10 protein-coding genes are annotated in these 14461 nt (G+C 63.0%); 8 read left to right on the top strand and 2 right to left on the bottom strand.

Going from position 1 to position 14461, the window contains the following annotated elements; all coding sequences use genetic code 11:
* The first annotated feature begins 73 nt into the window (after positions 1-73).
* Together RAD04_RS11465 and RAD04_RS11460 are read left to right on the top strand one after the other, a co-directional pair.
* Entirely contained in the window at positions 74-1231 is a 1158-nt protein-coding gene (locus RAD04_RS11465; protein ID WP_461623876.1) for an acyltransferase family protein, read from the top strand.
* A 92-nt stretch (positions 1232-1323) separates the two neighbouring features.
* Positions 1324-2172 carry an MBL fold metallo-hydrolase gene (locus RAD04_RS11460; RefSeq protein ID WP_461623875.1) on the top strand — a complete coding sequence of 283 codons (849 nt, stop codon included), beginning with the start codon at positions 1324-1326 and terminating at the stop codon, positions 2170-2172.
* A gap of 21 nt (positions 2173-2193) precedes the next feature.
* On the opposite strand, the gene RAD04_RS11455 is transcribed toward RAD04_RS11460, so the two are convergent.
* Positions 2194-3069 (bottom strand): aldose 1-epimerase family protein, encoded by an 876-nt coding sequence (locus RAD04_RS11455; protein ID WP_461623874.1) that lies wholly within the window; start codon positions 3067-3069, stop codon positions 2194-2196.
* Between the two features lie 181 nt (positions 3070-3250).
* Between RAD04_RS11455 and RAD04_RS11450 the strand changes: the two genes are divergently transcribed.
* From RAD04_RS11450 to RAD04_RS11430, 5 genes are all read left to right on the top strand, one after another.
* Complete coding sequence (locus RAD04_RS11450) at positions 3251-4354, top strand: glycosyltransferase family 4 protein (protein WP_461623873.1); 1104 nt, start codon at positions 3251-3253, stop codon at positions 4352-4354.
* A 265-nt stretch (positions 4355-4619) separates the two neighbouring features.
* On the top strand, positions 4620-5759 hold the full coding sequence (locus tag RAD04_RS11445; RefSeq protein ID WP_461623872.1) for a glycosyltransferase: 1140 nt from the start codon (positions 4620-4622) through the stop codon (positions 5757-5759).
* 118 nt (positions 5760-5877) lie between these two features.
* The gene (locus RAD04_RS11440; RefSeq protein WP_461623871.1) at positions 5878-7209 is read left to right on the top strand and encodes a hypothetical protein; all 1332 of its coding nucleotides are present in this window, start codon (positions 5878-5880) and stop codon (positions 7207-7209) included.
* 30 nt (positions 7210-7239) lie between these two features.
* The gene (locus RAD04_RS11435) at positions 7240-8517 is read left to right on the top strand and encodes a glycosyltransferase family 4 protein (protein ID WP_461623870.1); all 1278 of its coding nucleotides are present in this window, start codon (positions 7240-7242) and stop codon (positions 8515-8517) included.
* Positions 8514-9905, top strand: a complete 1392-nt coding sequence (locus RAD04_RS11430) for a hypothetical protein (RefSeq protein ID WP_461623869.1) — start codon at positions 8514-8516, stop codon at positions 9903-9905. Before RAD04_RS11435 ends, RAD04_RS11430 begins: the two co-directional genes overlap by 4 nt.
* Before the next feature lie 137 nt (positions 9906-10042).
* Here RAD04_RS11430 and RAD04_RS11425 read toward each other — a convergent pair whose 3' ends face one another.
* Positions 10043-10246, bottom strand: a complete 204-nt coding sequence (locus tag RAD04_RS11425; protein ID WP_461623868.1) for a hypothetical protein — start codon at positions 10244-10246, stop codon at positions 10043-10045.
* A gap of 227 nt (positions 10247-10473) precedes the next feature.
* On the opposite strand from RAD04_RS11425, the gene RAD04_RS11420 reads away from it, so the two are divergent.
* Positions 10474-14382: an RHS repeat protein gene (locus tag RAD04_RS11420; protein ID WP_461623867.1), complete on the top strand. Its 3909-nt coding sequence runs from the start codon at positions 10474-10476 to the stop codon at positions 14380-14382.
* Positions 14383-14461: the final 79 nt, after the last annotated feature.

The raw sequence follows: 14461 nt of genomic DNA, 5'->3' as shown, positions 1-14461 counted from the left end.
GCCTTCGGCTTCGGAAGGCGCACCTGCGCCTCTATTGTCCCGCCCGCACAATGTGGAACACGGAGCAGGCGTGATGCAGGGGCAGGCCCGGTTGGCTGCCGGTCGAACCGAGCAAGGCACGGCGCCGTTCGGCCGTTCGCACACGCTCGATGTCCTGCGCGGCCTCGCCATCGCCGGCGTGATGGCCATCCACGTCTCGCAGTCGTTTCCGTCGAATATCCACGCCGTCGACTACGCTTTCATGTGCGGCTGGACCGGCGTCAACGTGTTCTACTTCGTCAGCGCCATGACGATGTGCCTGATGTGGACGCAGCGTGTCGAAACCAGTCCGACGCGGAAGTTCTATATTCGCCGCTTCCTGCGCATCGCGCCACTGTTCTGGCTCGCGATCCCGGTCTACCTCGTCATCAACGGCGCCGGCCCGAGCGCCAACGCGCCCAACGGCATCGGGCCCGTTCAAGTGATCCTCACCGCGACGTTCCTGCACGGCTTCTGGCCGGACAGCGTCAACAGCGTCGTGCCCGGCGACTGGTCGATCGCGGCCGAGATGACCTTCTATCTCGTCTTCCCGCTTCTGATCAGCGCGTTCGGGTCGCGCCGCCATCTCTATCTCGCACTGGCAATCGTGCTGCATCTCGTCAATGTCTGCCTGTTCAAGCCGTGGGCTTTCGCGCTGTTCTCCGCCTATTACGGTCCCGGTCACGAAGCGTTCGTCTGGACCACGCTGCACATCAGCATCCTGAACCAGCTTCCGGTCTTCCTGGTCGGATGTGCGCTGTTCTTCGCGCTGCGCGACGGGTTTGCCCGGTCGGACGCAGCGATCTACGCGGTCTTCATCGCGCTGTCCTTCGTCGCCAACCGCATCACCGGCTCGCACGAATTCAACTATCTCATGATCAACCTCGTGCTCGGCGCGCTGGTTGCCGGCTGCATCAAGCTTGCGATCCGCTTCCAGCCGCTCGAGGCGCTCGGCCGCAATTCCTATTCGATGTACCTGTCGCACTTCGCGGTGATCTACGGCCTGCATCAGATCTGGCCGCTCGCCGATGGACTGGCCTCGCTGCTCATCGCCTATGCCGTGACGGCTGCGCTCAGCTATCTCGTCGCGCGCGCGACCTGGCATCTGGTCGAGCAGCGCGCGCAGGATCTCGCGCACCGTCTGACGTCGGCGGGATCGGACCGATCAATCCTCCCGCCGACCATCGCCGCCACTGCGGCCGGCACGCGCTGAAGCCCCTGCTCCGTCCCTGCCGCCCCGATGCGGCTTGCTTCATTGCCGCCTTAAACTCTACTGTGGAGACTCTTCACGCTGGAGTAGGCACCATGGAGGTCATACTGCTCGGCACCGGCGGCCCACGGCCGGACCCGCGCCGCATGGCGACGACCACCCTGATCAGGCTCGGCGACGAGAATATCCTGTTCGACGCAGGCCGCGGCGTTGTGGTGCAGCTCAGCAAGGCCGGCGTTCCGCTCGGCGCGATCAACACGGTTTTTCTCACGCATCATCACTTCGACCACATCGGCGACCTCTACGATGTGATGCTGAATTCATGGATGTACGGACGCAAGGACGAACTGCGCGTCTATGGACCGCCGGATACCGAGCGGCTCGTCGACACGCTGGTCACGCAGGTCTACGACAAGGACATCACCTGGCGCGATAAGGGCGAGCCGGCCTTCGGCGACTGGAAACCCGTCGTCGCGACGGACATCATCCCCGGGCCCGTTCTCGACACCGGGCGCTGGAAGATCAGCGCCGAGCTGGTCTCGCATGGCGACGGCCTCGACTTGCCGCCGGCCTTTCTCGCGCGATGGATGTGTCTCGGCTACCGCTTCGAGGCGGAGGGCAAGGTCATTGCAATTTCGGGCGACACGGTCCCCTGCCCCGGGCTCGAGCGGCTGGCTGAGGGAGCCGATTTGCTAGTCCAGTGCTGTTTTCTCGCAACGCCGGAGATCGACAACGAGCACCTCCGCCGCCTTGCGAAATTCACGATCGCCTGCGGCGACACCGTCGGCAAGGTTGCGGCCAAGGCCGGCGTCAAGAAGCTCGCGCTGACCCATCACCGGCCGCGCGCCGACGATGCCATGCTGAACGCGCTGCTTGCGGATGTCCGGCAGGATTATGCGGGGCCGGTCGTGCTCGGCGAGGATCTCACACGCATCGAGGTCTGATAGCCAACGACGCCCGGCGACTCAGGACGATCCGACCTCGATCCGGAACGACAAGCGCTCTTCCGCACCCGGCGCGATCTGCATCAGGCCCGGCTTGTCCGTGAACTCGCCGTCAAAGCCGGCGGGACTGGCATAGCCGCGCCAGGGCTCGATACAGAGGAACGGCGCGCCCGACGGTTTCGACCAGACGCCTAGCTCGCGAAAGCCGCGCCAAGACATCTTCAGCCAGGGGCCGGAGGACGCAGCATAGCGGACCGCGTTGCTCTCGATCCGGTCGAAGATGATGGCGTCATCGACGAACAGGGATTCGGACAAGGTCAGCTGCGTACCCTTGACGGGACCAGGCTCCGCGGCCGCGCGCAGCAGCCCGCCATCAAGACGGCGGACGGGAGACGATTCCACCTTCCCAAAGGTCAGCGCGTAGTCCTCTTTCGCGCTTTCGGGCTGGAGGGGCCAATTGAAGGCGGGATGGCCGCCGATCGAAGCCGGCAATGCCTCCTTGCCGGTGTTGGCGATCGTAAGTGTCAGATCGAGGCCGGCGGCGTCGAGCGCATACGCGGCCGTCAGACGGAACGCGAACGGATAGAGCGCGCGGGTCGTCTCGCTGTCTTCGAGCACCAGCGTGCAGCGGCTTTCGCCGCGCTCCGTCCATGCAAAGCGGCTGTCGCGCGCAAAGCCATGCTGGGTCATCCGGTATGTCTTGCCCCGATGCCGCAATTCGTCCCCGGCGAGGCGCCCCACGATCGGAAACAGCAGCGGCGCATGGCGCGGCCATTCCGGCCCGGCCTGCCAGACGAACTCGGTGACATTGTCCTTCAACGAGCACAGCTCGGCGCCCTGCGCCTTGATGGTCGCGGTCAGCCCTCCGCTGCGGAGGGAGTGGGTATCGTCACTCATGGCGGACATCTACACCGCGACCTCACATGCAGCAAGGCAGCGCCAGCCATGCAGGCGGGGCGTCTCCGCTGTGCAGGGCTGCGTCATATTTCTGTACCTAACGGTTGCTCCTTTGCGGTTCGTCCCCCGCCTGCTTGTTGCAGGGTCGGCCCGGACTCCGATCAACCATTGTGGTAGCCAATTGAAATTCTTCATCAACGGCCGCTTTCTGTCGCAAAAGCTCACCGGCGTTCAGCGTTATGCCGCCGAGATCGTCAAGGCGATCGACGTGCTTTTGGCGTCGGAGCAAACTCCCGCCTCGCTACGGAACGCAGACTGGCAGTTGCTGACGCCCGTGGATGCAAGCGAGCAGCTCCAGCTGGAGCGAATCAAGATTCGCGCCGTCGGCCGCTTGCGCGGGCACGCCTGGGACCAAATCGACCTGGCGCGCGCCGCTGCGGGAGGCCGCTTGATCAGTCTCGCCAATTCCGGCCCCGTGTTCCATCGCGACCACATTGTGGTGATCCACGACGCACAAGTCTTTCGCAGGCCCGACTTCTTCAACTGGCGCTATCTGACAGTTCACCGAACCATGGGCCGGCTGCTCGCCCGGCACGCAAGCATCGCAACCGTGTCGGCCTTTTCGCGCAAAGAGCTTGCCGAGGTGCTGAATCTGTCAGCAACGGCGATCCCGGTTTTCCCCAATAGCGCCGAACACTTCGCCAGGACAAAGCCTGATCCCGACATCATTGCCCGGCTCGGCATTCGGCCGCAAAAGTTCTTTCTCTATGTGGGCTCAAGAACCAAGAACAAGAATCTTTCGGTCGCGATCCGTGCCATCCAGCTGCTCGACCGGACTGACGTTCCCCTGGTCATCGTCGGCGGCGACAACAGCAAGGTCTTTCAAGACAATTCGGGCGAGGGCGCTGCCGGCCTGCTGCTCGCCGGGCGTCTGACGGACAGCGAGATCGCAGCGCTCTACGCGTATGCATCGGCATTTGTGTTTCCCTCGCTGTACGAGGGCTTCGGCGTGCCGCCGCTCGAAGCGATGATCTTCGGTTGCCCGGTCATCGCCTCGACGGCCGATGCGGTCGTGGAGACGTGTGCCGACGCCGCTGCGTATTTTGACGCCAATGATGCCGTATCGTTGAAGCAGCTGATGCTCGAAAGATTGGCAATCGGCGCCATCTCCGATCAGGAGCGCCGACGGCAGCAGGAACGCGTTGCGTTCTTTTCGTGGCAGAAGTCGGCGAAGTCGCTGCTCGATCATCTCACACCATCGGCAAACGTTGCCAGCGCTGCTTGAAGTTCGATGCACTTCGCTTATCGCGCGCATCGGTTTCCGCACAAACAATTTGCAACTGGCTGCAACTCGCGCACGTGCATATGGTTCCACGAATTGTTTTTCGTTCTTCCTATGACAATCATGCGCGCAAAGAGCTTGGCGCAACATCACCACATCGCTGCCCCAATATCGCTACGTATTCGAGGAACTGTCTCTCGCACTAGCGAACTCAGAACAGGGATACAGGATGTCCGGCTCTCCAACGCCGCACTACGGAAGGCAAACGATGAAAGTGCTGCACATCGCCGAGACGATCCGGGGCGGGATTGCCAGCTACCTGAACGAGTTGCACCCACAGCAACAGGCGAGCTTCGGCGCCGGGAACGTGCACTACGTCGTGCCGTCGGATCATCGTCGCGATCTTCCGGCGATCGATGACAACCAGATTACGACGTTCGAACGGTCCGGCCGCGGCATCGCCGGGCTATTCCAGATGTTGCGCGCAAGCATGCAAGCGCTGGATGCCTTTCGTCCTGATGTCGTCCACCTGCATTCCTCGTTTGCAGGCCTCGTGCTGCGCCCGGCGCTGGCCGCCCGCTCCGACGGCCCGCGCGTCGTCTATTGCCCGCACGGCTGGGCGTTTTCACGCGAGACCGGCCGCCTCAGTCACCTCGTGACGAAGGCGGCGGAGAACCTCCTTGCGCGCACGTCGGACCGAATCATCTGCATCTCCGGCGACGAGTTCAACGAAGCCATCCGCGCCGGGATTCCCGCCGAGCGCCTCACCCTCGTCCATAACGGCATCTCGAGGAGCCGCACGCCGCAGCCTGTCGCGGCCGACTGGACGTCCAAGAAGGTCAAGGTCCTGTTCATCGGACGGCTGGACCGCCAGAAGGGCTTTGATCTCCTGATCGAAGCGGCTCGCTCGCTCGAGGATGTGCTGGAGATCCGCATGATCGGCGCCTCCGTCGTCAATAAGTACGAAGGCCCGAGCGTCCCGTCCAACGTGTCGCTGCTGGGCTGGCTCGATCGCCCGACCATCGAGACCCAGCTCGAGGCTGCCGACCTCGTCGTGATCCCGTCACGATGGGAAGCCTTCGGCCTCGTTGCCCTGGAAGCGATGCGCGCGGCCAAACCCATCCTGGCGTTCCGTAGCGGAGCATTGCCCGAGATCGTCGTCGATGGCGTGACGGGCGTGCTTTGCGAGCCCGTCGCGGTCCAGCCGCTCGTCGACGGCTTCCGGCGCGCACTCGATCTCGACCTCAAGGTGCTGGGTCAGCGCGGTTATGACCGGTTCAAGCAGTTTTATGACGTTCAGAAGACGCATGGGCAATTGCAGCAGGTCTATGCCGAGCTGCTCCATGACGACCGGACACCGATCGACGCAAAGGCGGGGCTGCAGTCGGACCTCTCCAAGAATTTCTGATGGCTGGGCGGCTCGACGTTCACACTTGCCCTCGCAGATGCAGGAGATCGCGATGGCGATGTCATTGACCGGACTGGGTGTCACCGCGAACGCAGCACGCGCGAGCATGAACTAGCCGATGATATTCTCACGCACCTTGGTTCGCGACAGCTTCCGCCTCGCGGGCCTCATCGCATCGATTTTTCTGCCGGTCTCTGTCTGCGCACAGCAGGCGCAGCCGCTCGATGCCCGATTCCTGCTCGGCGTCGGCACCCATCAGGGGCTGGGTGGCCCGGTGAGCGCGCGCGGATACGTTCCTTCGGAAAACGTCGCGCAGATCAAGCAGCTCGGCCTCAACGCCTTCCGCGATGATTTTCCTTGGTCCGATTTCGAGGTGGGGGGACGCCGGATGGGCTTCACGCCCAGGCTCGGCCGGCTCGAAGCGCAAGTCAAATCCGGCGTCGCGCGCCCCCTCCTGATCCTCGCCTTCGGCCATCATCTGGTTCCGAATTCCACACCGCCGACAACCGATGAAGCGCGGCAGCGGTTCGCCGATTATGCTGCGACGGCGGCGCAATCGGTCGTGGCACAGCATCCGGTCTTCGAACTCTGGAACGAATGGAATCTGGCGGCGAAGAAGGATCCGGCGTTCTCGCCGGAGAACTATCTGGCGCTCGCGCAAGTCGCGCGGCCGGCGGTGAAGCGCGTGGCACCGCATGCGCCTTTCCTGGTCGGAGCTCTCGGCGACGATCCGGGCTGGACATGGACGGAGAAGATGCTGCGGACCGGCATTCTTCAGCATGCGGACGGTGCTTCGATCCATCTCTACAATTTCTGCATGGGCCCGAGCAAACGCACGTCGGCCGAGATCATCGACCGGCTCACGGCGTTTCACCGTATGGTCGGCCAGGCCAGCGGAAATCCTGACTTCCCGATCTATGTCACCGAGACGGGCTGGACCACGGCCACCAACAAATGCGGCGTCAGCGAGCAGGCCCAGGCCGACAATACCGCGCAGCTCATCCTGTGGGCGTCGACCGCGACGCGCTGGCTCAAGGGCATGTGGCTCTACGAGCTCAAGGACAGTGGAAAGAACCCGTCGGAGCTGGAGGATAATTTCGGACTCTATCGTTTCGATAATTCGCCAAAGCCGGTTGCCTGCGCGGCCCAGGGGGCCTGGGCCTTCATTCGCCCCAGCCTGAGTGCCGAGCGCCGCGAGCTCGCCAGCGGCGTCGTGTCGATCAATGCATCGACCGCTTCCGGCGGCAGAGTTGCGGTCTGGTCTGAGGCCCCGGACCGACGTTACGAGATCCGGCTCAAGGGCGATCAACAGGGCGCAAGCTTTGCGATGCCGTGCGACCAGGCGGCAAGGCCTGCGGCCGGGGTCTGGATCCCCGTTTCGAGCACACCGGTTCTGATTGCAGCCAATGACAGTGCCGTTCCCGCCCTGGAGATAAGGCCGGCGCGGTAGACGCGATTTTGCAGACATGAGGTTGACGCGATGAAAGTTCTTTTGACGTCCACGCTTTATCCGACGCCTCAGGCCCCAAAGATCGTCGGCGGCGCGGAGATTTTCGCCCGGCGTTTCGCCGAAGGCCTGGTGCAGCGCGGTGACGAGGTGGAAGTGATCCGGGCCGCATCCACGCCTCATCAGGCTCCGGAAACCTGCGACGGCATCAACGTCTATTCCGCGCCGGTGCGAAACGTGTATCTGCCCTTCACGGAGCAGAAGAACGTCGCGCTGCGTAGCATCTGGCACGCGGTCGACGACTGGCAGATGCAGGCCCCCCTGATTGCGGAACGCATCCGGGCCTTCAAGCCGGACGTGCTGCACTCCAACAATTTGTCTGGTCTCACCACCGCGGTCTGGCGCGTTGCCGCCCAGCTCGGGGTCCCCGTGCTCCATACGCTTCACGACTATTATCTGACCTGCCCGCGCTGCTCCCGTTTCGAGAACGGACGGTCCTGCGAGCACACTTGCACGAGCTGCGGAATTCTGAGCTTTCATCGCAAGCGCGCCACGCATTGGCTCAGCGCCGTGGTCGGCGTGAGCGAGCGCGTTCTGTCCATTCATACCGACATGGGCATGTTCTCGGAGACGCCGATCCGCACCGTGATCCGCAACGCCTCGACCGAGCCGCCGCACGAGCCCTATCCCCGCCCCATCTGCACCACGGAAGTGACGTTCGGGTTCATCGGCCGTCTCACGGAGGAAAAGGGCATCGAGAACCTGATGCGCGCCCTGGCCCTGCTGCCCCGCGATCGCATCCGCATGATGATCGCCGGCCGGGTCAGCGACGAGGAACAGAGACGCCTCAGGACGCTCGCGCCGGATGCGCGAATAGAGTTCATGGGCTTCGTGGCGCCGGACGATTTCTACAAGCAGGTCGACGTGGTGGTCGCGCCCTCCATCTGGCACGACCCCGGTCCGCTGGTCGTCGCAGATGCCAAGGCGGCGGGCAGGCCGCTGCTGGGAACGCGCTTCGGCGGCATGCCCGAGGTCATCCAGCACGGGGTGACCGGCTGGCTGACCGAAGCCGATCCACAATCCCTGGCCAGGAGCATGCTCGCGGTCGCAGCCGATCCGCACAAGATCGACGAGATCAGCCGGCGGCTGATCGCCGATACCAACAAGTGGATATTCTCCGACGTGCTGTCGTCATACAAGAACCTGTATGAACAATTGCGCGAGCAGCGGATGTCGCACGTGCGCGCAGCAACGGCCGAAGCGCCACACGGACCGTCCGTCGTCGGCAAGGAGCGCCTCATTCCGCGATGACACGCCTCCTCGCGATGGCGGGCTATGTCTATCAGAGCGCCGCGGCGATCATCCTGATCTTCGCGATCAGCCATCTGCTGCCCGCCGCCGACTACACCAACTTTTCCCTTGCGCTGGCCTCGAGCCAATTGCTCTGCGTCCTGATGTTCGAGTGGCTGCAGCTGGCCGGATTGCGGTTTCTGGCGGCAGCCAAAGAGAACGAGGCGGCGCGGCTGAGGTGGTCGCTGTTTGCCGCCGGCCTGTCGAGCGCAGCCGCGCTCGTCGTGGTCGGGAGCTGCGCGTCTCTGGCCAGCGTGCTCCCGACGGGGATCGTCGCGTTGGGCCTCGGCATATCCGTGCTTCAGGGCTTAACGGATCTCTACTTCCTGTCGGTCCGCCTGTCCGACCGGCTGGGCATCGCATCCTTTCTGCTCGCGCTGCGTGCCACCGCCCTTCTGATCGGAGCGGCCGCGGGGGCAATGATCTGGGGAACGGCCGAAGCGGCGCTGCTCGGTATCGCCTCGGGTCACGCCCTCGGCCTGCTCGCCGGCCTGGTCGCCTATCGCACCCCGATGGAGCGCGTCTCGCTGCAGGCGATGCTGGCCGACTGGAAGGATTTCTCCCGCTACGGCATGCTCGCGGCGGGCGCGTCCGTCATCCATCTGTCGGTGCCGGTGCTGCTCCGTGTCATCGTCGTCGGCCAGCTGGGCGCGACCGGGGCCGGGGCCGGCTTTTCGATTGCGCTCGACCTCCTGCAGCGTCCCTTCTGGGTCCTCAATGCAGCGATCCACACCGTGAGCTACCCGGAAGTGGTCAACGATTTCGAACACGGAGGCAGCGCAAAATCGGTGCAGTCGGCGCGGCGGATGTTCGAATTCATGATCTGCACGACCCTCGTGCTGCTCGGTGGTCTGATTGGATTCATTCCAGATGCCGCCCGTATCCTGGTGCCGCAGGCGAGCCTGGATGGCTTTCTGGAGACGGCGCCAACGGTTGCCGCCTTCTATTTCCTGCACACCCATCTGCAGGCGACGATCGCGGTCATTCCCCACCTTGAGAAGCTGGCGACCAGGCTCGTCGTCGTCGCGGCCGGCCAGCTCGCCCTCGTCGTGTCCTTCGCCGTGGTCGCGGTATCGACCGGCCTGTCGCCGCGAGCGGCGGTTAGCTATGCTTCGCTCGCCACGCTCGCGACCATACTGGTCGCACTCGGCCCCACGCTGCGGTTTGAGGCGTTGCCGCGCTGGCCCCTGGTCATGCAGGCGGGCGTGGCCGCAATCCTGATCGGATCGCTCGGTTCGATACCGACGGGGCCCGCGGCATGGTTGGCCGGCAAGATCGCGATCGCCGCGATTGCAACGGCGGTCATCGGATGGCGCGGAGACTTTCTGATGCTGGCCCGCCGCGGCTGATTGGCCGCGCTGGCGGTGCGCGAATCAGGTCTGGTTCCGATCCGGAAACCGGGCTGCATGGTCTTCATCAGCAGATTCCGCGGCGAACGCTGCACCATCCCTGAGCAACCACAACCATTACGAGCAAATCGATTGGTTTAACCGCCCATGGAAGCGGCATCTGCGAACTTCCCGTGCAGGAAAGCGCGAGCTGCGCGAAGGAATGAGACGAAGATACTTCGATCGACGGACAGCGAGAAAATGTCTTGCTGCTCCTTGCCGACCTCGCGCGCCGCGAGCGCGCCGACCGCTCGCTCAAAATCTGTCATGTAAAATCCAGTTCGCGCGGCCTGCGCATACATTCAGCAGTGCAAATCGCGAAAATCTTGAAAGCGCCTTCCTCACGCCATGCTGCCCGGGCATCGCATCAATATTCTGCTGCAACACAGAGCAAGTCTGTTCCTGCACAAGGAACCTCGTTTCGCTCACGATTTGTAGCTTCCATTTTTATCTGAAATTCACACTCGACAGAGAAGCTTGAACGCAATCCCTGCGAGCAATTTCGTTCGCGCTGAAACTCGAGTGTGCAATGTCCGATCAAACCATCCTGTCCGCCAGCGGCTTCATCGACTCCATCGGCGTCAACACGCACGCCGGCTTCGGCTGGACCGGCTACAACAATCTCGCGCTCATGGTCGATGACCTCGAGTATCTCGGCGTCACCCATCTCCGCGACGCCATGGGGACCAGCCCGGCCGCGCAACCCGTCGTCGAGGGTCTGGCCGCTGCCGGCTACAAGTTCGACTTCCTGGTGTCGTCCGCGCTGCCCCAGACCGGCACAACCGGGCTGCAGAACTACATCGCCTCGCTTCAGAAGTTCGTGGCGAGCCACCCGGGCAGCATCAGCGCCATCGAAGGGCTCAACGAGGCCAATCACCAGCCCTTCAGCTACAACGGCAGCTCGAGCCTGACCGCCGCAGCTCAGTTCCAGAGCGCGCTCTATCAGGCCGTCAATGCCAACGCCGCGCTCGGCAGCATCCCCGTGTACAATCTGTCACTGGCCTACAACGATCCGCAGGGCTACAGCCAGCTTGGCAACATGTCGGGCTCGGTCGACTACGCCAACGCCCATGCCTATGTCAGCACCAGCCTGACGACCAGCAGTTCGATTGCGGCGACACTGAGCGCAGTGATGACCGCGGCACCGGGAAAGCCGGTCGTCATCACGGAAACCGGCTACACCACGCAGGCCAATACCCAATATCTCGGCGTCAACGAGACGGTGCAGGCCAAATCAATCCTGAACACCCTGGTCGATGCCTACAAGGCCGGCGTCAGCGCGACTTATCTCTACGAGCTGTTCGACCGCGACTCCTCCGCCGGCAATACCAATCCCGAGGCCAATTTCGGACTGTTCAATTCCGACGGGACGCCGAAGCTCGCCGCCACCGCCATTCACAACCTGACGACCATTCTGGCGGACGACGGCAAGGGCAGCCAGCAGCCGACTGATCCGTTGAACTACACCCTGAGCAACATGCCAGCCACAGGCAACAGCATGGTGCTCGGCAAGAGCAACGGCGCCTACGAGCTCGTCGTGTGGGCGGAGCCGAAGCTCTGGAAGGACGCCAACGACACCGAGATTTCCAATCCGACCGAGACCGTCACGGTGAACCTCGGCGGCGTGCATCATTCGGTGAAGGTGTACGACACGCTGACGGGGACCACGGCGATCGCCAGCTACACCGACGTCAGCACGATCACCATCCCGGTCAGCGATCACCCGCTGATCATCGAGATCGACGCGCCTCCGACGACCACGACTCCGCCGGATACAAGGACCAGTGTCAGCGGCACGGCCGCCGAGATCGTGCCGCAACTGTCCGACCTCAGCGACTCCACGGCCCTGCAGACCATCACGCTGACCGATTCGCACGTCCTGCCGGTCGCCTCGAAGGCGACCATGGACTACATGATCGCCCATTACGGCAGCGCCCTCTCCAAGATCCAGGGCGGCTACTCGTTCTCGGTGACGAACTCGGCTGCGACCTGGAGCAGCACGAAGACCTATAATTCCAGCGGAACGCTTGTGTCGAAGTCGGACACCGGCCTGAATGCGAGCGGACAGCCGACCTCGACCACCGTCGCCTACACCGATGGGTCCAAGGACCTGATCAGCTACACCGGCGGCGTGAAGACGAAATTCGTTCATGTCGACACCGACGCAACCAGGACCACCGACACCTACAACACGGCCGGAACCCTTCTGAGCGAAGTCGTCCAGAAGTCCGACGGCTATTACTCCACCACGCTCTACACGAGCGGCGTGAAGACGGCCGCCTACGTCAAGAATGCCGACGGCTCGCAGGACAATTACACCTACGGCATCACGGGCAAGAGCTTCACCACCCAGGTTCAGCATCTCGATGCATCCGGAAAGGTCACCTCGGTGACCCGCAGCCATGCCGACGGCTCGCTGGACTCGACGCAGGTCTACAACGCCGACGGCAGCAGCGTGATCACCACCTATAGCGCCAGCGGCGTCAAGCTGGTCGAGACCGCCTATCATGCCGACCACAGCAAGGACGTCTGGACCTACAACATCACGGGCCAGAACTACACGACCGAGCACGACGTCTACAATTCGACCGGTTTTCTCACCAGCCTGACGCGGCTGCACACCGACGGCAGCCTCGCCTTCAAGCTTACTCAGACGACCGACGGCACCAAGACGACCGATTGGTACAATGCGGCCGGCAGCCTCACCAGCGAGGTGATCCAGAAGGCCGACGGCTTCTCCTCGACCACGCTTTACAACAACGGCGTCAAGACCAACGCCTATGTCAAGAATGCCGACGGCAGCCAGGACAATTATGCCTATGGCATCACCGGCCAGAGCTACACCACGCTGATCCAGCACGTCGATCCGTCCGGCAAGGTCACCGCCGTGACCCGCAAGCATGCCGACGGCACGCTCGACTATACCCAGGTGATCAACGGCGACGGCAGCAGCGTCGTCACCAATTATGATGCCGCAGGAACGCGGACCAAGGAAACCGACCATCACGCCGACGGCAGCAAGGACGTTTTCCTCTTCAACATCACCGGCCAGACCTACACGACCGAACACGACATCTACGATGCGACCGGCTTCCTCACCACGCTGATTCGCAAGCACGCCGACGGCAGCATGGCGTTCAAGCTGGTGCAGAGCGCCGATGGGGCCAAGACCACGGACTGGTACGACGCCAACGGCGTGCTCACCAGCGAGGTCGTCCAGAAGCCGAGTGGTTACAGCTCGACCACGGTGTACACCAATGGCGTCAAGACCGCGGCTTACATCACCAACGCGGACATGAGTCACGACAACTACAGCTACAACATCACCGGGCAGAGCTATACCACGCAGTATCAGCACCTCGATCCATCGGGCCAGACCACCGAGGTAACCCGCTGGCATGCCGACAACTCGCTCGACTATACCCAAATCGTCAACAGCGACGGCAGCAGCGTGGTCACCAACTACGATGCATCAGGCGTCAAGAAGACGGAAACCGACTACCACGCCGACGGGTCGAAGGACGTCTTCCAGTTCAACGTGGTCGGCCAGAACTACACGAACGAGCACGACAGTTACGATTCGACCGGCTTCCTCACCGATATCGTTCGCACCCACGCGGACAACAGCCTGGCCTTCACGCTGGAGCAGAGCGCCGACGGCACCAAGACCTCCGACTGGTACGACGCCAACGGCGTCATCACCAGCGAGGTGACGACCAAGAGCGATGGTTACAGCTCCACGACCGTCTATGCCGGCGGCGTGAAGAGCGCTGCCTACATCAAGAACGCCGATGGCACGTCCGACAACTGGAACTACAACATCACCGGGCAGTCCTACACGACCCAGCATCAGCACCTCGATGCCTCGGGCAAGATGGTCGAGCTCACCCGGACCCACGCCGACGGCACTCTGGACTATACTCAGATCATCCATGACGACGGCAGCAAGCTGACCGACATATACAACAGCTCCGGGACCAAGACCCAGGAGATCGCCAACAACGTCGACGGCTCGAAGGACGTCTTCCTGTTCAACTTCAACGGACAGACCGGTACGACGCAGCACGAGAACTACAACTCGGCCAGCGCGCTGCAATTCTTCGATCAGAGTAAGGCCGACGGCACCCACAATGTCACGGCCGTCGCCGGCGGCGTGACGATCCAGGGCGGGGACGGCAATGACGTGTTTTCGGCCGCGCCAAACTCGACCACGGTCGCTTACGATCATGGCCAGGACCAGATCCTCAACTTCCAGGCCGGGGACGGCACAACTCACGACGTGGTCCAGATCTCGAAGCTCCTGGCCGCTGACTACAGTCATCTGCAGATGACGCAGTCCGGCACAAACGCGCTGATCACGTTCTCGGCCAATGATTCGATCCTGCTGAAGAACGTGTATGTCAGCAGCCTGACGAGCCACGATTTCGTGTTCGTCTGAGCACGTCAAATTCCTGCCAAGACCCTTTGGGGGCCGGGATCATGTCCCGGCCCCTTTACGTTTGTTGGGCGCGCGTGCC

It is taken from the genome of Bradyrhizobium sp. 25ACV, assembly GCF_054863005.1.
Note: the sequence above shows the minus strand (reverse complement) of the source record. Positions and strands in the feature narration are given on the sequence as shown.

Coding starts and splice junctions, on each gene's coding strand:
- RAD04_RS11465 (WP_461623876.1), top strand. CDS start 74: ATGCAGGGGCAGGCCCGGTTGGCTGCCGGTCGAACCGAGCAAGGCACG.
- RAD04_RS11460 (WP_461623875.1), top strand. CDS start 1,324: ATGGAGGTCATACTGCTCGGCACCGGCGGCCCACGGCCGGACCCGCGC.
- RAD04_RS11455 (WP_461623874.1), bottom strand. CDS start 3,069: ATGAGTGACGATACCCACTCCCTCCGCAGCGGAGGGCTGACCGCGACC.
- RAD04_RS11445 (WP_461623872.1), top strand. CDS start 4,620: ATGAAAGTGCTGCACATCGCCGAGACGATCCGGGGCGGGATTGCCAGC.
- RAD04_RS11440 (WP_461623871.1), top strand. CDS start 5,878: ATGATATTCTCACGCACCTTGGTTCGCGACAGCTTCCGCCTCGCGGGC.
- RAD04_RS11435 (WP_461623870.1), top strand. CDS start 7,240: ATGAAAGTTCTTTTGACGTCCACGCTTTATCCGACGCCTCAGGCCCCA.
- RAD04_RS11430 (WP_461623869.1), top strand. CDS start 8,514: ATGACACGCCTCCTCGCGATGGCGGGCTATGTCTATCAGAGCGCCGCG.
- RAD04_RS11425 (WP_461623868.1), bottom strand. CDS start 10,246: ATGTATGCGCAGGCCGCGCGAACTGGATTTTACATGACAGATTTTGAG.
- RAD04_RS11420 (WP_461623867.1), top strand. CDS start 10,474: ATGTCCGATCAAACCATCCTGTCCGCCAGCGGCTTCATCGACTCCATC.